The sequence below is a fragment of the Sphingobacterium bovistauri genome, assembly GCF_020295405.1.
Lineage (GTDB): Bacteria > Bacteroidota > Bacteroidia > Sphingobacteriales > Sphingobacteriaceae > Sphingobacterium > Sphingobacterium bovistauri.
The window spans coordinates 129550-149540 of sequence record NZ_JADEYP010000003.1 but is presented as its reverse complement, the minus strand read 5'-3'; the positions used below and the strand labels follow the sequence as shown (position 1 = coordinate 149540).

Below are 19991 nucleotides of genomic sequence, written 5' to 3'. Positions count from 1 at the left end.
ACAAATCTGGATGGTGAAAACAACGTTTTTCAATTATTTGTCAACAATTTTCGCCAAATACTCACCATAACCTGATTTACGTAAAGGTTCTGCAATTTTGGTTAACTGTTCTTTATTAATATATCCCATACGATAAGCAACTTCCTCTATTGCTCCAATTTTCACCCCTGTACGTTCCTCTATAACTTGAACAAATTGTCCTGCTTGCATTAAAGATTGAATCGTACCTGTATCTAACCACGCCGTACCACGATCAAAAACTCCAACCTTTAATTTTCCCCTCTTTAAATATTCTTTATTCACATCGGTAATCTCCAATTCTCCACGATATGATGGCTTGATATTCTTAGCGATTTCTACAACATCATTGTCATAAAAATATAGACCTGGAACAGCGAAATTAGATTTAGGTTGTTGCGGCTTTTCCTCTATCGACACTACATTATTTTTTGCATCAAACTCCACAACACCATAGCGTTCAGGATCATTTACTTGATAAGCAAAAACCACGCCACCCACAGGGTCAGCACACGATTGCAGTAGTTTGGACATTCCGGATCCATAAAAAATATTGTCCCCTAAAATCAACGCTACTTTATCATCTCCGATAAACTCTTCTCCCAATATAAATGCTTGCGCCAAACCATCTGGACTTGGCTGTTCTTTATAAGAAAATTTACACCCTATTTGCGATCCATCACCAAGTAGCTTTTGAAAATTAGGTAAATCTGATGGAGTTGAAATGATTAGAATTTCATTTATGCCCGCCAACATCAATGTCGATAAGGGATAATAAATCATTGGTTTATCATAAACGGGCATCAACTGCTTAGAAACAGCTAATGTCAAAGGGTGTAAGCGTGTTCCGGATCCACCCGCTAAAATAATTCCTTTCATATGATTATATTTTATTTAGCATGTAACGAAGACTTTTTTTCCATTCTGGAACAACTACACCAAAAGTCTCTTTTATTTTTTTCTTATCTAGAAGCGAAAATTTAGGTCTTTTGGCTGGTGTAGGATAAGATGCGGTTGGTATTGGATTAATTTTACAATCTATTCCTTTAATATTTTTAATTTCAGCAGCGAAGTCATACCACGAAATTTCACCCTCATTGCTAAAGTGATAGATTCCTGGGATCCATTGTTCACCATCCAATATATGCGCAACGGCTTTAGCTAAATCTAGCGCATATGTTGGTGATCCTATTTGATCATCTATAACAGAAATCTCTTCCCGTTCATTCATCAACCTAACCATAGTTTTTACAAAATTATTACCATACACGGAATAAACCCATGATGTACGGATAATTATAGATTCTGGCTGCCATTTTTTGATTGCCTGTTCTCCCTTTAACTTTGTGATTCCATATGTATTAATAGGTGCTACTGGAGCATCTTCCAACATAGGCTGACTAGACTCTCCATCGAATACATAATCTGTAGAAATAGCGATTAACTTAACGTTATTCAATCTACAATAAATAGCGATCTCTTCTGAAGCAAGATGATTGACTTTATCAGCCATATCTTGTTCTGTCTCTGCTTTATCAACCGCAGTATATGCTGCACAATGAATTATCACATCAGGCTGATACATGCCGAATATATCCTGAATAATTGCTGTTTGATCTAAAGGAAGTTGATTTCGATCCAAAAAAAAAGTGTCTAAATCAACTCTGTCCTTAAATACATCCTTCAACTCTGACCCAACCTGGCCATTAGCTCCAGTTATTAAAATTTTCTTCATAAAGATTACGTAGAAAACGACCTAGCCTCTTTGTCTTTATCGGATAGAATAATTCTATCTAAAGGAATCTGCCAATCTATTCCTAAAGTATTATCCAAAGGATGTACACCATCTTCTGATTTTTTATTATAAACATTATCACATTTATAAAGGAATGTTGCTGTTTCAGATAATACAGCAAATCCGTGAAGAAAACCTCTTGGGATGTATAATTGTTTGTTATTCTCCGATGATAACTCTAGGGCCACATATTCGCCAAAAGTTGGTGATCCTTCACGCGCATCGACAGCCACATCTAGAACCTTTCCTTCTAATACACGAACTAATTTCGCTTGAGCAAAGTCTCCTGTTTGTTGATGCAAGCCTCTCACCACTCCATAACTTGATTTTGACTGATTATCTTGAACAAACTCTGCATGCGCTCCTGTCAATTCTTGAAACTTTGATTTATTAAAAGCTTCAAAAAAATAGCCCCTACTATCTTCAAAAACAGCTGGCTCTATAATAAAACATCCCTTTAATTTTGTTTCCGTAACCTTCATATCCCTTTTATGTTAAAGAATGATCTATTTATTATACTGCGTTTCGTAATACTTTTGATAATCTCCAGATGTAACATTGTTTAGCCACTCCTGATTTGACAAAAACCAATCAATTGTTCTAGACAATCCTTCTTCAAAAGTGACAGAAGGCTGATAACCTAGTTCCTTGTTTATCTTTGTCGCATCAATAGCATAACGTAGATCATGCCCTGGCCTATCCTTCACAAAAGTTATTAATTCCGAAGCTGTCCCAACAGGTCTTCCCAACTTCTCATCCACTTGCTTGCACAATTCCTTAACTAAATCTATATTTTGCAATTCATTAAAACCGCCAACATTATAGCTATCTCCATTTCTTCCTTGATGATATACCATATCAATTGCCCTAGCGTGGTCAATTACAAATAACCAATCTCTGGTAAATTTGCCATCACCATAAATTGGTAAAGATTTATTGTTAAGAATATTATAAATACAAAGTGGAATTAATTTTTCAGGAAAATGATTAGGACCATAATTATTAGAACAATTTGTAATAACCACAGGCAAACCATACGTATCATGATAAGCTCTTACAAAATGGTCTGAAGAGGCCTTTGAAGCTGAATATGGAGAGTGAGGATCATACGCGGTATTTTCAGTAAATAACCCGATCTCTCCTAGTGTTCCATACACCTCATCAGTAGAGACATGATGAAATCTTTTACCTTCGTAATTATCCTTCCAAATCTCTTTAGCTGCATTCAATAGATTTACCGTGCCAATTACATTCGTCATGACAAATGCCGTAGGATTTGTAATAGATCTATCTACATGAGACTCAGCCGCTAAATGAATTACACCATCAGGTTGATATTCCTTGAAAATTGAAAGAATATGTTCCGCATCAGTTATATCAGCTTTTAAAAAAGTATAATTAGCATTATCCTCTATATCTTTAAGATTTTCTAAATTCCCAGCATAAGTCAGTGCGTCCAAATTAATAATATTATACTCTGGATACTTAGTTACAAATTCACGTACTACATGCGAACCTATAAAACCTGCACCACCAGTAATCAATATTTTTTTTCTCATAAGAATTTTTCGGTCTAATTATATCTACAAATATATTTTTTAATATTTACTATAATAATCAAAATAATTTTAAATCTGATTTTACCATCTCTTTGACTAACGCTTTAAGATTATATTCTGGCTTCCAACTTAGTTTTGTTTTAGACTTGGTTGGGTCACCGATCAGTAAGTCAACCTCTGTAGGGCGATAATAACCAGGATCGACTTTTACTACAGTCTTGCCAATTTCTAATTGGTATTCAGGATAATTACATTTCACTACTTTTGCTATTTCATTCTCTTGCTCCCCCTCAAAAACTAATTCAACACCAATCTCCTCAAATGCATAACGTACGAAATCACGGACAGAAGTAGTGATTCCTGTTGCAATTACGTAATCTTCGGGAATATTCTGTTGTAATATACGCCACATAGCATCAACATAATCTTTAGCATGTCCCCAATCACGCAAGGCATTTAGATTACCTAGATAAAGACATTCTTGCTTACCATGGGCAATTGCAGCAATCGCCATTGTTATTTTACGCGTTACAAATGTCTCTCCTCTTCGAGGCGACTCATGATTAAAAAGTATACCATTACATGCGAACATTCCATAAGCTTCCCTATAGTTTTTTGTTATCCAAAAGGCGTATATTTTCGCCACACCATAAGGAGAACGTGGATAGAACGGTGATTTTTCATCGTAAAATCCATTCTCATTTTTGTTTTCAGGCATACCTCCATATAATTCCGAGGTAGAAGCTTGATATATTTTTGTTTTTTTCTCTAGCCCTAGAATACGTACAGCTTCCAAAATACGTAATGTCCCCAAACCATCTACATTACCTACATATTCTGGGGAATCAAATGAAACTTTCACATGAGACATAGCCCCCAAGTTATAAATCTCGTCTGGCTGTACTTCTTGAATTATTCGTATAATATTAGTTGAGTCAGTTAAATCTCCATAGTGCAACTTGAAATTCACATGTTTTTCATGCTGATCTACATATAAGTGGTCTATTCTTTGGGTATTAAATGATGAAGATCTTCGCTTAATACCATGTACCATATAACCCTTCTCTAACAATAATTCTGCTAAATAAGATCCATCCTGACCAGTTACACCCGTGATTAATGCTGTTTTCATTATTTATTTAGATTTTAACTTCCTTAAAATTGTCTTGATTTTTCAAAAACCATTCATACGTACGTTGAATCCCTTCCTCAAGCTCTACTTGATGCTTCCATCCCAATTCATTCATTTTAGAAACATCCATTAGTTTTCTTGGTGTTCCATCTGGTTTGGAAGAATCCCAATTTATTTCACCACGATGACCTACAATTTTTTGAATTGTCTCAGCCAAATCTTTAATCGTAATATCATGACCAGTCCCTACATTATATAGATGTTCAGGTAGAACATTATCTAATGCAAAAATTACTGAAGTCGCCATATCATCCACAAATAAAAACTCTCGCAAAGGAGTACCCGACCCCCACAATGTTACTGGTGAATTATCATTCATCTTCGCATCATGAAACTTCCTAATCATCGCGGGTAGTACATGTGAAGTCTTTAAATCAAAGTTATCATGTGTACCATACAAATTTGTTGGCATTAAACTTACATAATCTTTTCCAAATTGTTTCCTAATAGATTCACACGCTTTTATACCTGCAATTTTAGCAAGCGCATAAGCATCATTAGTCGGCTCTAAACTGCCTGTCAGAAGGCTCTCTTCTTTCAGTGGTTGCGCTGCTAATCTCGGGTAGATACAGGATGATCCTAAAAAAACAAACTTCTTAACATCATTATCGAGAGAAGACTGAATTAGGTTATTCTGTATTTGGAGATTTTCCATTAAAAATTGGTACGGATAAGTGCTATTCGCTAAGATTCCACCCACACGAGCTGCCGCATCAATAACAACATCTGGCTTTTCGGTGTTAAAAAAACCACGTACATCATCTTGATTACGCAGATCCAATTCTTCACTGCTTTTACCAACTAAATTAGTGTATCCTTCTTTCACTAATTGACGCCAAATAGCTGATCCAACCATTCCGCGATGACCTGCTACAAAAATTTTTGCCCCCTTATCCATTTTACTCATCATGACTAGTCTAACAGTTTAGATTGATGTTTCTCCAACATGTTATAAATCTTTTTGACATCCTGTGATTTCTCCTTTTGAACGATCAAAAATGCGTCTTTTGTACAAACAAAAATCGTATTTTTCAATCCAACAAAACCAGTAAACAATTCTGTTCCGATTACAAGATTCCCGTTATCATCCTTTGGATATCCATTGGAAACAAAATAATCATATAATGCTTCGAAAGAACCCAAATCAGACCAATTGAATGACGTTGGCACAACGCGAATCTTTTTTGAACGCTCCATTACTGCGTAATCAACCGAAATAGACGGAATCTGTAAAGAAAGCGATTCGTCTAAAACGCCCTCTTTAGCTGCATCCCACACGACCTTAGCTGCATCATAAACTTTGGGCTCGTATTTCTTTAACTCATCTAAAAAAACCGAGGCTTGAAAGCAGAACATTCCTGAATTCCATAAAAAGTCACCTCTTTCCAAAAAATCTTCTGCAGTATCCAAATTGGGCTTCTCTCTAAACGACTTTACTAAATCTTGATCAAATTCAATATATCCATAACCTGTTTCAGGTCTTGTAGGTTGAATACCAAAAGTAACTATAAAACCTTCCTTTGCCTTTTCAATACCTTTTTGCATAGCTAATTCATAAGACTCGTCCCCAGAAATCATATGATCAGAAGGCGTTACAATCAAAATATCTGATGGTGAAACAGCAAAAGCTGCAAAAGCAATCGCTGCCGCTGTATTTCGTGGTGTAGCTTCTTCAATATTTATATAAGCCAATCCACAATTATCCATTGCCTTATGACTCAAATGTGTATTATCTCTATTCCCAACAATAACTACTTTATCAGCTATATTTTGATTCCGCTGAATAGTCATTTCGAAAAGCGACTTTCCTCCAAATAAATTCAAATATTGCTTTGGAGATTGCTTTCTTGATAACGGCCACAATCGACTACCTACACCACCTGTTAATAATACATGAACTACACTCATTCTATATGTGTTTTAAAAATTGCACCTTAAAAAAAACTTTTATAGCACAATAATTTAACTATTAATCATTCCCAAACAAATCCCTCGTGAACACTTTGGACTTTACATCCTCCAATTCATCAGAATTACGATTTGTTATAATAACATCACACTCACGCTTAAACTCCTCCAAATTATGTGTCACTTTTGACCCGAAAAACAACTCGTCTTTCAATACAGGCTCATAAACAACAACTTCCACACCTTTTGCCTTAATTCGCTTCATCACACCTTGCATAGCCGATGCTCTAAAATTGTCTGAACCCGATTTCATAATTAACCGGTAAACACCTACCTTTTTAGGATTTCTTGCTAGAATTGATTCAGCAATAAAGTCCTTTCTTGTCCTATTTGCATCAACAATAGCTTGTATAATATTATTAGGAACTTTATTGTAGTTTGCCAAAAGCTGTTTTGTATCCTTTGGAAGACAATACCCTCCATAACCAAAAGAAGGATTATTATAATGCGAACCTATTCTTGGATCCAATCCGACTCCATTAATGATTTGTTTCGAGTCCAAATTGTAGATTTGCGCATAACTATCTAGCTCATTAAAATACGCTACGCGCATAGCCAGATAGGTATTAGAAAACAACTTAATAGCTTCAGCTTCAGTAGAATTCGTATAAAGCGTAGGCACAGCCTTTTTAATAGCTCCCTCTATCAACAAATCTGCAAAAACCTTTGCTCTACTACTTTGTTCTCCAATTATAATCCTTGAGGGATATAAATTATCATATAAAGCCCTCCCCTCTCTTAAGAACTCCGGCGAAAAAATAATATTTTTAAACCCAGTTTTATTTTTAATCCCCTCAACAAATCCAACTGGCACAGTAGATTTAATTATAACAATTGCTGATGGATTATAGTTGATAACATCTAATATGGTAGCCTCTACACTTTCCGTATTAAAATAATTAGTGTTAGGGTCGTAATCTGTAGGCGTTGCTACAATTACGTAATCTGCACCTAAGTACGCCTTTTGCTTATCTAATGTTGCAGAAAGATTTAGATCTTTGTTTTTTAAATAATCTATTACCTCGGCATCATCAATAGGAGAAATTTTTTTTTGAAGAAGCTCGATCTTCTCCTTCACAATATCTAATGCAACAACCTCATTATGTTGAGCTAACAATATCGCATTCGATAACCCAACATACCCAGTTCCAACTATTGTTATTTTCATGTTTAAACTAAAATTTTAACAACACAATTGATTTATTTAAAAACAACAAACACCTCATATTTTTCTATTATAAACGTGCATCCGTCAAGTTTTTATCAAAAATTCCCTTGCAATCAAATATAACTGAATTATTAGATTTTATTGTTTCAATAGCTATATTTTTAAAACAATCATGAGCAACAGCAATAATTATTGCATCATATTTATTGTTGACTAATTCATTATATTCCATAACATCTAATCCATAAAGAGTTTTTGCGAGAATTTTATCGACCCAAGGGTCGCAAACTACTGGATTCGTACCGTACTCTAATAACTCTCCATAAATATTAATTACACTTGTATTGCGTATATCAGGGCAATTCTCTTTAAATGTAAAACCTAAAATAAGAATATTCGCCCCTTTAATATTTATTCCCTTTTGAAGCATCAACTTAATAGTCTTTGACGCTACAAATGTGCCCATCTTATTATTAACTCTCCTACCAGAAAGAATAACTTCTGGCACGTATCCTAATTTTGAAGCTTTGTATGTTAGATAATAGGGATCGACAGAGATACAATGTCCTCCGACTAATCCAGGCTTATATTTTAAGAAGTTATACTTTGTAGAAGCGGCATCCAGAACCTCTTCTGTATCAATACCCATTCTGTCAAATATTAATGCAAGCTCATTTACGAATGAAATATTTAAATCCCTTTGCGCATTTTCAATAACTTTAGCAGCCTCAGCTACTCGAATAGAAGAAGCTTTATATGTCCCTGCCTTAATAATTTTCTTATACAATTTATCAACATCTTCAGCAACCTGATGATTCGACCCAGATGTAACTTTAATTACATTTTCAAGCGTATTTTTTCTATCACCAGGATTAATTCGCTCAGGGGAATAACCAACAAAAAAATCCTTATTAAATAATAAACCTGATTTTTGTTCCAAAATAGGAATACAGTCTTCTTCGGTACACCCAGGATAAACCGTTGATTCATAAACCACTAAATCATTAGGTTTCAAAATTTGTCCAATAATTGATGAGGCGGAGATTAAATAAGACAAATCTGGTGAATTATACTCATCAATTGGGGTAGGTACAGTAATTATGTATATTGATGCATCTCTAATAAGGTCTATATGCGAGGTCACTGTATATCCATTTGAAGAATTAGCCTCCCTACCTAAAGACAGCACTTCATTTAAGGCTTCTATATTTGCTTCACGAGTTCTATCACAGCCGCTTTCCAATTCACGAACTCGATCCAAATCCGTATCAAAACCTACGACTTTATAATGGTAAGCAAATGATATTGCCAAAGGCAAACCAACATAACCTTGTCCTATGACGGCGATTTTTCTCATAATTGCATATAATAGAAATCAATTTCAAGAACGTTTTATGTAGTTGAAAAAATTGATTCGCTTAAATTACGAGCAAAAATACATTAAATATTTATTGGAAAGCTATCTATGTAGATTTTATTGAAGACAATGTATTAACAGAAACTCTTTTCTTAAAATAAATTCTTTTATGTCTATCCTCCAACAAGAATCCACTTATACTAACCGAACAATGCTCAGCCGCACTAGCGGTAAAACCCTTAGATCTCCTTACTCCAATAGACAATACTATGCCATCTTTTGGTATTGGAAGTTTTGCGGAAACGGTATTTAACGAACGAACTTTTACCTTATCACTGTTGAACTTAATTTTATCTATACAAATAGCCTTTGCATCTATACGGATTTCCGAAATATTAAATAATAAAAGACCATGACTACTTTTTGCCCCCACCCCAGTTATCTGATTAAAATCCAACGAAACATTTAGATCTAAGTATTCATTAAAAACCTTACTTTTTCGATACTCAGTTATAAAATACGCAAGTAAGCCAATAATAGCAACTAAACTTATAGATAGATAGAAAATCATAGATTATGATACAATTACACATTGCTAAAATACAACAATAAATCGTAACACAAAAACACTTTGATAGCACACAAAGCTTTTTGTAAAAAACAAGCGTAATAAGAAATTATATCCCATAACGACACGCAAGAACCTAAAAGCTCGTTCAAAAATGAAGTTCTATTTCACATTTTTCTCTGCTTCTCTTTCCGCGACGATCTTTCTCAACCCTGAGCTTGAAAACCTATGATCTCTAGAATTAAAATATAATTCTATACCTTTCATTTCACAATATTTCCTACCAGTGAAATCTTTATCCTTATACTCATCCCCTACGATTCTGATATCTAGTTTGAATGAACGTAGAATATCTTCCAAATCTTGCTCAGTAGAATATGGCACAATCTCATCTACATAATGACAGCCGCGTAGTTGGATATAGCGTTCCACAACTGTTTGAGTAGGAGCATTTTTTTCAGGGCGATCAAGCGTAGGATCCATCTGTAATCCACAGATCAGGTAGTCGCACTGTCTCTTCGCTTCTGCCAACATCATAATATGACCTGCGTGCAAAAGGTCAAACGTCGAAAATGTAATACCAACTCTTGGTCCAGGATTATAATCCTTATGCTTATTTTTCACCTCTTCCATTGTATATAAAATAATTAATACCTACACTTTATTGATTTATCGTCAAATACTTCTCTAGCTTTAACTTTGCTAGATCCTTATTTAGAAACAATTCTGCACTAGCTCGAGCATCAGAAAGCGCATCGTGAGGATTCAATTGTATCCCCATAATCTCACAAACAATACTTAATTTAGTTTTAGTAAAACCCAAACCCTTATAGATTTTACTAGTACAATCCCACTTCTCTTGTAACCCCAAATCCTCATACACCAAACCACTATGTTGCATACAAAGCCTTAATACTTTACGATCTAATTCCTCATTGTGCGCAACCATTTTTTGCCCATATACCAAGGGTAACAGTTCTGGAAATAGCTGAATAAATGAAGGTGCATTTATTGTATCCTTTGCTTTTATACCATGTACACGAGTCGTCTGCCACATGTATTTGTTTTCTGGTGGCTGAACAAGGCTATAAAACTCATTCACGATGTCTCCATCTACAACACTAACTAATCCTACTGCACAAACACTGTTATATTCAGATGTCGCTAACTCAAAATCAATGGATGTAAATGTATGCATTTGACAAAAATAATAGTATTAAACTAATTAGCAAGTCTATTCAAAAATGAATTAATATATGTATTAAAATTATTAGTAACCATATTTCTCTTTCCACTTCTCTTTCAGAGAGCCTCTCAATTTATCCTCAGTACTATTTCTTCCTGGAATATAAAGGGTAACGCCCTCTAAACCCAGTGGCATAAACTCTTGATCAACAAAGTTACCAGAATATGCATGCGCATACTTATATTCTGTTCCATAATCCAAATCTTTCATCAACTTTGTAGGAGCATTTCTTAGATGAATAGGAACAGACTTATCACCTGTTTGTTTTACTAAGTCTTGCGCCTTATTTATAGCTTCATATGAAGCATTACTTTTTGCTGAGGAAGCCAAATAGGTCACTGTTTGAGACAATATTATTCTTGACTCTGGCCAACCAATAACATTGACTGCTTGAAAACAATTATTTGCCAAAAGTAAAGCATTGGGATTAGCATTACCAATGTCCTCTGATGCGAGGATTAATAATCGTCTAGCTATAAAGGAAGGATCCTCTCCACCCTCTATCATTCTTGCCAACCAATAAACAGCAGCATTAGGGTCAGAACCACGGATAGATTTTATGAATGCAGAAATAATATCATAATGCTGCTCTCCAGTCTTATCATATCGTGACATATTCTGTTGGACTTGCTTCAAAACAAAATTATTAGTAATTGCAATATTATATGGTACAGCGGCGTCAACAACCAATTCTAAAACATTTAATAATCTTCGCGCATCCCCTCCCGATATTCTTAATAGAGCATCATATTCTTTAATAATGATATTATCGTTTTTGAGAAAGTTATCTTCACGTATAGCTGTATTAACCAAATTGATCAAATCATCCTTATCTAAAGATTCCAACACATATACTTGACAACGGCTCAACAATGCAGATATAACTTCAAAAGATGGATTTTCTGTAGTGGCGCCAATTAATGTTACAAGCCCTCGTTCCACGGCACCCAACAAAGAATCTTGCTGACTTTTAGAAAAACGATGTATCTCATCAATGAAAAGAACTGGTTGCTCCTGATTAAACTTTTGCAACTGTTCGGCCTTATCAATGACCTCCCTCACTTCCTTTACACCTGATTTTATTGCGCTCAAACTAAAAAAAGGTCGATCCAATTCCTTTGCTATTAAATAGGCCAAACTCGTTTTTCCAACACCCGGAGGGCCCCACAAAATCATCGAAGGTACATTTTTTCGGGCTATAGCGTGATACAACACCGCATCCTCACCTAACAGATGACGTTGCCCCACATAATCATTGATACTACGAGGTCTCATTCTTTCAGCTAAAGGTATTCGTGTCGCCATATTACTATAATTATGAAATACTTCACAAAGTTACATAAAATCATTTGGCTTGATAGTTGTCTACATTTGCTACATTTGAAAAATAGCAGCGTCAAAAATGAAATTATTTTCAACTTCACTTTCTATATTTTTACTATTAAGCACAATTACTTATGGACAGTCTTTAGAGCAAAGCGCATTAGACCCGTATGGTTTTGTCACCAAATATGATATCAAATTTGATGGAATAGGCCCAAAAGTTTACATCTTACCCTTGCCACGCACATTGAAAGATGAAATGATTGATACTTATAAGGAAATTCAAAACTTTCAAGACTCTATTCGTAAAGGTTATCAATATGAACGTTTGCTAAGCCGCTTTTTGCAAACTTCTAATGCAAAAGATATTGATAAACTAATTTTAGATAAATCATTTAAGGGTGATTATAACGCTATCATTCAGAGATATTCCGATACAAACAACCATACAACAATTTATGGGCTTTATAACTCTTTGGCTTTAGATCTTTTAAGTCAAAAAAAGACAAAAGAAGCAGCAGAGGCTCTTAACAATGCTTTATCGCATGCCACGATTGTAAACAATGAAGATGATATCGCTATTATTAGATCAAATCTTGCCTCAATTTATATATTGTCAAATAATTTAGAAGAGGCGTTAAAATTAGAAAACTCGTATCTTCAACATGCGACCAAAAATAAAAATACTGGCGATCAAGCCATTTCTCAAGATAGAATTGCATTAATTCAGGCTTATGCTAAGAATTATTCAATAGCAGAAAATACAATTATTAGAAAAGCTATTCCTCTATTTAATAAATCGCAATTTTACGATGGTAAAGTCGAAGCTTGGATTACACTTGCAGAAATCTACCGTACTCAAAACAAACACACTGAGGCACAATGGTTTTTATTGCAAGCAAGAGATCTTGCAAAAGAAAAAGGGTATGATGAAAAAATTGCAACTATTGAATATTTGCTAGGTTCATCAAAACTCATCCAGCAAAATTATAAGGTAGCAAATGCTGAGCTTCAAACAGCTTGGGATTTAAATAAAAATAATCCAAATAAATTTTTACAATTAGCAATAGCTGAGCAATTGGGACATAGTTTTGTCTATTTAAAAGATTACAAAAAAGCGAAAACGTACCTTGATTATTATTGGGAATTGAGAAACTTATTATTTTAGCAAAAATATTACATCATTACTATAAACTTTGTAGGAATTTAGCGTCTAAGATTCGTGGTTTGATTTATTTTTTACCTAATTTTAGATTCGATTAAAACCAGAATAGAAGTATAATCAGTAATGTTATTTCATAATACAATTTATATGTTTAAAAATTTTTTAGTTTGTTTAGCATTTATTTCTGTAGTAGCGTGTGGATCGAAACCGCGTGTAATTATAGAAGAAGTTGGGGTGAACTTAAAACCTTCCTTGCAACATGAAGTGATTGCTAAAGAAGTAGTAGGAATTCTAGAGAATTACAGTTATAAAAAAGTCTCTGCAAGCGATTCGATATCTAATATAGTATATGATAACCTCATAAAAACTTTGGACGAAGGCAAAAACTACCTACTCCAATCTGATGTAGATGAATTTCAAGTATATCGCAACTCAATTAGTCAAGATTTCAAAAATGGTGATTTGTCGAGTGCATTTCATATTTTCAATACGTACAACAAAAGATCATTGGAAGTTTTACAATATGCTTTAGCACAAATTGATGCCACGCATGATCTTACTAAAGAAGAATCATATGTAAACTATAGAGATAAGTTAAATTGGTTCAAATCAGATGCTGAATTGAAAGAACAGTGGCGTAAACGTGTTAAATTTGACTTATTAAGTTTAAAATTGACCTCGGCTGAAGGCAAAGATGAATCAGCAAAACACAAAGAGACTCTCAAAAAGAGATACACCAACCTGATATCTCAAGCCAAACAAACAAACTCAAATGATGCATTTCAGTTGATTATGTCTGCTTATACAAATGCAATTGATCCGCATACCACCTATTATAACCCTTCATTCGCGCAGCGATTCAATGAAGATATGTCTAATACTTTAGAAGGAATTGGAGCGAGATTACAAATGGAGAACGAAATGGTGACCATTAAAGAAATTATCGCTGGAGGCCCTGCATTTAAAGACAAGTCTTTAAAAATTGACGACCGTATCATCGGCGTAGCTCAAGGTGATGGCGAATTTGAAGATATAATCGGCTGGAGATTAGATGCTGCCGTAGCGAAGATAAAAGGTAAAAAAGGCACAGTCGTTCGTCTGAAAATTTTGCCTGCAGGTCAGGATATTTCTGTACAACCTGCAATCGTTAAATTGACACGAGACAAAATCGTCATCGAAGAAGAGTCTGCTAAAAAAACAATAAAAACGGTAAAAGGAGAAGACGGAAAGAACTATAGAGTTGGCGTGATCACATTACCCAAATTCTATATCGATTTTGAAGCTTATCGTAAACGCGACCCTAACTACAAAAGTACTACACGTGATGTTCGCTTAATTCTTGACACATTAAATCGAGAGAATGTAGATGCTGTAGTCTTAGATTTAAGAAATAATGGTGGTGGATCATTACAAGAAGCAATTGAACTTACTGGATTATTTATTGAGAAAGGACCTGTTGTGCAAGTTAAGGACACTAGAGGTCAAATAGAGATTCATCAAGATGAGGACAGCAATGTTGCTTGGAAAGGTCCATTCGGAGTAATTATTAACCGCTATTCAGCTTCTGCATCTGAGATCTTTGCCGGAGCAATACAAGATTATGGACGAGGTGTTATCCTTGGCTCCTCAAGCTATGGAAAAGGAACTGTACAGTCTGCTGTAGATATGTCCAGATTCATTAGCTCAGTGAATAAACTAAAATTAAAAGCTGCAGGTGAAACTAAAGATGCGGACACACCTAATGGCGCTCCTGAATTTGGTCAAATCAATGTTACTATAGCCAAATTCTATAGAATTAATGGTAGTAGTACACAGCATAAAGGTGTTGATCCTGACATCACTTTCCCTACACAATTTACAGCTGAAAAATACGGAGAAAGTTCAGAGCCAGCAGCGCTGCCATGGGATCAGATTAAATCAACCAACTTTAATAAAATTGGTGATTTGAAAACCATTAATACACAACTATCAACTAAACACACTGCTAGAATGAAAAATTCTGCAGAGTACAAGTTCTTATTAGAAGATATTGAAGAATTTACCAAAAACTTTAATTCTAGAACACCAATTTCTTTGAGTGAGACAAAATTAAAGAAAGAAAGAGATGAGAATAAGACAAAGAACAGAAATCGTCTAAATAAGCTTCTAGAATTACATAATATGCCATTATGGAAAGAAGGTCAGCCACAACCCAAAGTGGAATTTGACTTTATCTTAGGAGAAAGCTTAAATGTAATGAAGGATTATATTTCATTAAAAAAATAAAAAAATCACAGCTTGCGAAAATTTCGCAAGCTGTGATTTTTTTATTAGAATCTTGTATAGTTCTATTATATCTTAGGAATCTCTATAGTGAGAGGCATTATGATTTTTATTAACAATATTTACCATATCAAGTAAAATTGATTTTACTTTTAAAGCAGTTGCAAATTCTACATCTGATGATTTTTTCTGAAGACTATCTCTTGACATAAAGACAGTTGATGCTGTTCTGAAATGCTTCGTAAAAAAGCCGAAAGTTTTCCTAAAATTATCTTTTGGCAGAAATCCAATATCAATGAACAAACGAATTAATAATGCCAATTGAGAAACAGAAGTATTTAAAGTTATTTTTTCACTTTCTTCCCAAAGCTTACTATCAAGCAATTCAGCCCTTTTGTTATCTATTCGCTGAATAATCAACTCTTTATTCTGTTTATAATATTTTTTAAGTTCATCAGCTATAGAAGACTTGTTTTTCAACAATCTTTTACCATTTTGTAACTGAACTATTATATTTAAATTTTCCTCCAAGGTAAATATCCCATTTAATTGTTGGTGCAGACTACAATCCTGCACCAGCAATTCGTTAGATTTATTTAAACAATACTGTAAGAAAACAGTACAATTAAAATCATACTCAATCAAAATTTGATAAATCCTTTCATTAGTTAGAGGTTCTTTCATTAGAATAGAGATTAATTCTATTGCATAAACCAACTCAGATTGCAGAATAACTTTTTTAGTAATTACATTGCGCAATTCATTTAAGACCAAATCAATTAACTCGTTGTTAATATTGTATTCGACCAAATTCAACCTTAAAATTTTCAACTTTTCATTGTATACAAACTTGATCGTAGAAAGTCTATAATTAGTTACAGGTAATTCATCAATTACATCACATCTAACATGCTCTCTGTAATCTAAAATTTCCTCAATTAAATTTAATATTTTAAGATATTTAATACGTTCATTAGAATTGCTTCTTCTAATTTTAACTGTTAATAATAGGCTTGCGAATATTTGGTTACTTATTATTATGGAATAATTTAATTTTCCAACAGCTTTATTTGGTTCATTCGTCAAAAGTTCAATAATTTCGAAGCGAAAGCTCGCTAAATCTTTTTCAAAATCACCTAAAACCTCATTTATAGAATTTAAACGATGTTCTGTAATTATTTGATCGGACTTACAAAATTCTATATGAATTTTATTCAGTAAATGTGAAAAACATGATATCATTTGATGAGATTCATATATTAAGAAATACAATTGTGATTTTGTTAAATAACCAGGGGATAAGTCAATAGAATATTACAGCTATATAATAAATTTATAAGCTAAGTAAAACAGATTTTATCAACTAAATATTTAAGTAAATAAAAAAGAATCTAATTGGAAATATCACCCCTCGTATTAAGACAATTATCCTTATTTTTTATACTAACTATTTTTTCTTTAAGGTTTCTAAAATACCTTAACCTATCCCTCTCAGATCCAATTCCTAAAGCCAGTGATTTATCTCTAGACGATAAGAAAGTAGTATAATATTCATTAATTATGTTTTCTTGAATTATTGTTAAACTATTAATAGTATCCACTTTGACAGAAACACTTTGCTGCTGTATAGAATCAATAATCATAAAGCTTTTACCTAACGGGAAGGGCTTAACAAAAAAATCAAATCTCTTACCCGATGATTTTTCACCAGCAGTAGCTAATGATTGAAATCTTTCTAATAAATCGAGCAAATCATCTAACAGTTAAATTTTCGAATCGCTCCAATTCATCAATGTACTCTATTTGTGCTAATAAATTATCAATTATACCATTATCCCATATTTCAATACTTTCAATCTTATCGTAATTTAAAGCAATGGAATCATAAATCGGCTCCAATTTATAAGAATCTAACTCTTTAACATATTGCTCGTATGATATTTCCAATTTGCTCATATCATATGCATATACGTATAATTTGAAATAGGTGAGTTTTTTATAAGGCATAAAATGAAAAATGGGGATTTCATCTGCTTGAAATGAAATTTTAGTATTATGACTTTTTGAAGCTGCAAATAAAAGATTATCTATACTTTGTATATATTCGCGATATTCCGAAACATCACGCATATTAAGCGGTTTATATCTTGCGCAAAAAAAATCCGATTTTGTGTTGAATATTTCATCAGGTTTTATGTTAAAATGTTTTACAATTTTACTCAAATAGTCATAATTGATTACCGAGGTTCCATAACTCCATTTGGATACAGTATGTTCACTAACATATAAAAAATCTGAAATAGATGTATACATGTCTTTTTTCCTTTTAAATTCTTTTGCTACAATAAAATCGAAAAGTTCTCTTTGTGTTTTCATAATTAAGATGGATGTAGGTTGTATAACGAAATTAAAATATTCCTTATGAAATAAATTCTCCTTCCCTTTACTTATATAAAGCACTAGAAACTCGAAACTCCCCATGATTTTTAGAGAAATTTATTCTCAATAAGAAATTTATGTAATAATATTACATGATTTTAAACTACATGTAATATGCCTACTTTTCTTTACATTATTAACAAATAAACTGTAACATAAATACATACATTCTTCTATATCGTTAAAAAATTATAAAATAACGGGATTTTTAATTGTTTAACGGGTAAATAACTTCGCATAATGTAAAATATACTACTATGCAATCATTATCAACCACAACTATTGAGCAGATATTAGGCAAATCAGAAAAAAGATATTTCAGTAATGGTTTTCGTTATTTCAACATTGATCTTGAAAATTTAGAAATATTCTCCAAAGAAATCTATGGTCAAATAGCTGTAAAATATAATGGTCCAAAACGACCTCATGGAGAACCTATACATATTGGAAGTATAGAATTAATGGCCTTTAGCCTACGTATTTCCACGAGTGTATTAAATCGACTATGCAAAATAAATATTACTGACACCAATAGAGCCTTCCTAAAAACTTTTTCAATTCAAATCTACAATTGCATGCCTATTGCTACATATAATTTCATAGCTAAAATTCTAAGTACTTCATCAGATAAAAATAGTTTACAAGGTTATATTTCTCATCTTGAAATTCAATTTGAAAATCATGCTAAAATAAAAGTAACTGTAGATCATAGAGGATACTCTACCCACAAATCTCTTGAAAAAGATGAATTAATTTCACTTGAATATGAGCAACTTCATTCTATTGGTTATAAATCTACTCAAATAAATTTTGCACCACTTGAAATTAATTTAGATTCGAAAACAATTACTACTACAGTTTTATATAAGCACCTATTACTAGAAAATACATTTGATGGCATAGGAAGTGCACGCAACAATTTACTTCCTACAGATGCTTTAAGAATTTACGGGCAGTTAATGCAATCTCTACTCTATAAGCTAACAAATTCTGACAGAAAGAACAGCCAAAATATTTGGCTCAGAAAAATGCACCTATTTCAAGAAAGGCCTTTATTTAAAGAAACGATTAATGCCTCGATAACTTTTGAAGACACACGTGAGATAACATTAAGTGGTATAAAATGGAATCTTATCAAGTTAAATGGAACTGTAGGCAATTATATTGGAACTTTCCAATTAGCACAAAAGCAAAATAAATATGAATAGAATAGTTATTAGTGGCACTTATTGTACAGGTAAAACAACTCTCACTCTCGCTCTTGAAAAAGCTTCTGGAATTCCTGCGACACATGCCTTAACTATGCGAGAGATCCTACCGAAGCTTTTTCCGGGAAAAAACCTTAGAAATTGTCGCTATACAGAACTTATATGCCTAGGTTTAAAAAGATTTGAAGATAGAATAAGAAAAGAGGCAGATCTTAAAGGAAGTTTTATATCTGACGGTTGCCCTCTTCAGGAATGGTTATATGGAAGTACTAGGCTCATTACCGGCGCTTATCCAGATGAATACCCATATAAAATGCTTCTCAGGAAAATCCTTAATTATAGCTCATATAGAGATTTCAAAAAACTTCTGACTAGTTTTGAGGGTATTGCCAAAATTTACACCCAGAAAAAATACGATATATTCTTTCATTTACCTATTGAATTTCCCTTTATCTCAGACGGACACAGACCCACATCAGAATCATTCAGGAAAGCTTCAGAAAGTCTATTATTAGAAACTTACAAAGATTTAAATATAGTTCCTCATATAATCAATGGTAGTATTGAAAGTAGACTAAAACAGGTATTAGATATTTTAAAACTAAAGCCAAAATTTGACATTCCATCTTGTATAGAATACGCAAAAACATATCGTCTACTGAACTTTGATAATATTTCGGTCGAACATTAATACAATTATTAAGAGTATACATTGAAATAATT

Annotated in this window: 20 protein-coding genes; 4 read left to right on the top strand and 16 right to left on the bottom strand. The window is 33.3% G+C overall.

The window, feature by feature from the left end:
* Window positions 1-33: 33 nt before the first annotated feature.
* The 13 genes from rfbA to IPZ78_RS02750 form a co-directional block, all read right to left on the bottom strand.
* Entirely contained in the window at window positions 34-897 is an 864-nt protein-coding gene (rfbA, locus tag IPZ78_RS02810) for a glucose-1-phosphate thymidylyltransferase RfbA (protein ID WP_225551413.1), read from the bottom strand.
* Window positions 898-901: 4 nt separating this feature from the next.
* Window positions 902-1753 (bottom strand): dTDP-4-dehydrorhamnose reductase, encoded by an 852-nt coding sequence (gene rfbD / locus IPZ78_RS02805; RefSeq protein WP_225551412.1) that lies wholly within the window; start codon window positions 1751-1753, stop codon window positions 902-904.
* 5 nt (window positions 1754-1758) lie between these two features.
* Window positions 1759-2295 (bottom strand): dTDP-4-dehydrorhamnose 3,5-epimerase, encoded by a 537-nt coding sequence (rfbC, locus tag IPZ78_RS02800; protein WP_225551411.1) that lies wholly within the window; start codon window positions 2293-2295, stop codon window positions 1759-1761.
* 24 nt (window positions 2296-2319) lie between these two features.
* On the bottom strand, window positions 2320-3372 hold the full coding sequence (rfbB, locus tag IPZ78_RS02795; RefSeq protein WP_225551410.1) for a dTDP-glucose 4,6-dehydratase: 1053 nt from the start codon (window positions 3370-3372) through the stop codon (window positions 2320-2322).
* Window positions 3373-3430: 58 nt separating this feature from the next.
* Window positions 3431-4504, bottom strand: a complete 1074-nt coding sequence (gene gmd, locus IPZ78_RS02790; protein ID WP_225551409.1) for a GDP-mannose 4,6-dehydratase — start codon at window positions 4502-4504, stop codon at window positions 3431-3433.
* A 7-nt stretch (window positions 4505-4511) separates the two neighbouring features.
* Window positions 4512-5462, bottom strand: a complete 951-nt coding sequence (locus IPZ78_RS02785; RefSeq protein ID WP_317197566.1) for a GDP-L-fucose synthase family protein — start codon at window positions 5460-5462, stop codon at window positions 4512-4514.
* 14 nt (window positions 5463-5476) lie between these two features.
* Complete coding sequence (locus IPZ78_RS02780; protein WP_225551408.1) at window positions 5477-6472, bottom strand: mannose-1-phosphate guanylyltransferase; 996 nt, start codon at window positions 6470-6472, stop codon at window positions 5477-5479.
* 61 nt (window positions 6473-6533) lie between these two features.
* On the bottom strand, window positions 6534-7700 hold the full coding sequence (locus IPZ78_RS02775) for a nucleotide sugar dehydrogenase (protein ID WP_225551407.1): 1167 nt from the start codon (window positions 7698-7700) through the stop codon (window positions 6534-6536).
* A gap of 67 nt (window positions 7701-7767) precedes the next feature.
* Window positions 7768-9057, bottom strand: coding sequence for a nucleotide sugar dehydrogenase (locus IPZ78_RS02770; protein WP_225551406.1), 1290 nt, complete (start codon window positions 9055-9057; stop codon window positions 7768-7770).
* Window positions 9058-9163: 106 nt separating this feature from the next.
* Window positions 9164-9628 carry a hypothetical protein gene (locus tag IPZ78_RS02765; protein ID WP_225551405.1) on the bottom strand — a complete coding sequence of 155 codons (465 nt, stop codon included), beginning with the start codon at window positions 9626-9628 and terminating at the stop codon, window positions 9164-9166.
* Window positions 9629-9787: 159 nt separating this feature from the next.
* Window positions 9788-10258, bottom strand: coding sequence for an adenylyltransferase/cytidyltransferase family protein (locus IPZ78_RS02760; RefSeq protein WP_225551404.1), 471 nt, complete (start codon window positions 10256-10258; stop codon window positions 9788-9790).
* A gap of 28 nt (window positions 10259-10286) precedes the next feature.
* Window positions 10287-10823, bottom strand: coding sequence for an exonuclease domain-containing protein (locus IPZ78_RS02755; protein WP_225551403.1), 537 nt, complete (start codon window positions 10821-10823; stop codon window positions 10287-10289).
* Between the two features lie 72 nt (window positions 10824-10895).
* Window positions 10896-12176, bottom strand: a complete 1281-nt coding sequence (locus tag IPZ78_RS02750; protein ID WP_225551402.1) for a replication-associated recombination protein A — start codon at window positions 12174-12176, stop codon at window positions 10896-10898.
* Between the two features lie 97 nt (window positions 12177-12273).
* Here IPZ78_RS02750 and IPZ78_RS02745 point away from each other — a divergent pair, with 97 nt between their 5' ends.
* Window positions 12274-13362, top strand: a complete 1089-nt coding sequence (locus IPZ78_RS02745; RefSeq protein ID WP_225551401.1) for a tetratricopeptide repeat protein — start codon at window positions 12274-12276, stop codon at window positions 13360-13362.
* Window positions 13363-13506: 144 nt separating this feature from the next.
* On the top strand, window positions 13507-15624 hold the full coding sequence (locus IPZ78_RS02740; RefSeq protein WP_225551400.1) for a carboxy terminal-processing peptidase: 2118 nt from the start codon (window positions 13507-13509) through the stop codon (window positions 15622-15624).
* Window positions 15625-15696: 72 nt separating this feature from the next.
* Here the strand turns inward: IPZ78_RS02740 and IPZ78_RS02735 are convergent, their stop codons facing one another.
* The 3 genes from IPZ78_RS02735 to IPZ78_RS02725 all read right to left on the bottom strand — a co-directional run bounded on the left by IPZ78_RS02735 (window position 15697) and on the right by IPZ78_RS02725 (window position 17997).
* Window positions 15697-16863 carry a PH domain-containing protein gene (locus IPZ78_RS02735; protein WP_225551399.1) on the bottom strand — a complete coding sequence of 389 codons (1167 nt, stop codon included), beginning with the start codon at window positions 16861-16863 and terminating at the stop codon, window positions 15697-15699.
* Window positions 16864-17012: 149 nt separating this feature from the next.
* Window positions 17013-17372 (bottom strand): hypothetical protein, encoded by a 360-nt coding sequence (locus tag IPZ78_RS02730; protein WP_225551398.1) that lies wholly within the window; start codon window positions 17370-17372, stop codon window positions 17013-17015.
* A 1-nt stretch (window position 17373) separates the two neighbouring features.
* Window positions 17374-17997, bottom strand: coding sequence for a hypothetical protein (locus IPZ78_RS02725; RefSeq protein WP_225551397.1), 624 nt, complete (start codon window positions 17995-17997; stop codon window positions 17374-17376).
* A 320-nt stretch (window positions 17998-18317) separates the two neighbouring features.
* On the opposite strand from IPZ78_RS02725, the gene IPZ78_RS02720 reads away from it, so the two are divergent.
* Window positions 18318-19268 (top strand): AvrD family protein, encoded by a 951-nt coding sequence (locus IPZ78_RS02720; RefSeq protein ID WP_225551396.1) that lies wholly within the window; start codon window positions 18318-18320, stop codon window positions 19266-19268.
* Window positions 19261-19959, top strand: a complete 699-nt coding sequence (locus IPZ78_RS02715) for an ATP/GTP-binding protein (protein ID WP_225551395.1) — start codon at window positions 19261-19263, stop codon at window positions 19957-19959. The genes IPZ78_RS02720 and IPZ78_RS02715 overlap by 8 nt, the downstream gene beginning before the upstream one ends.
* The last annotated feature ends 32 nt before the right edge of the window (window positions 19960-19991 follow it).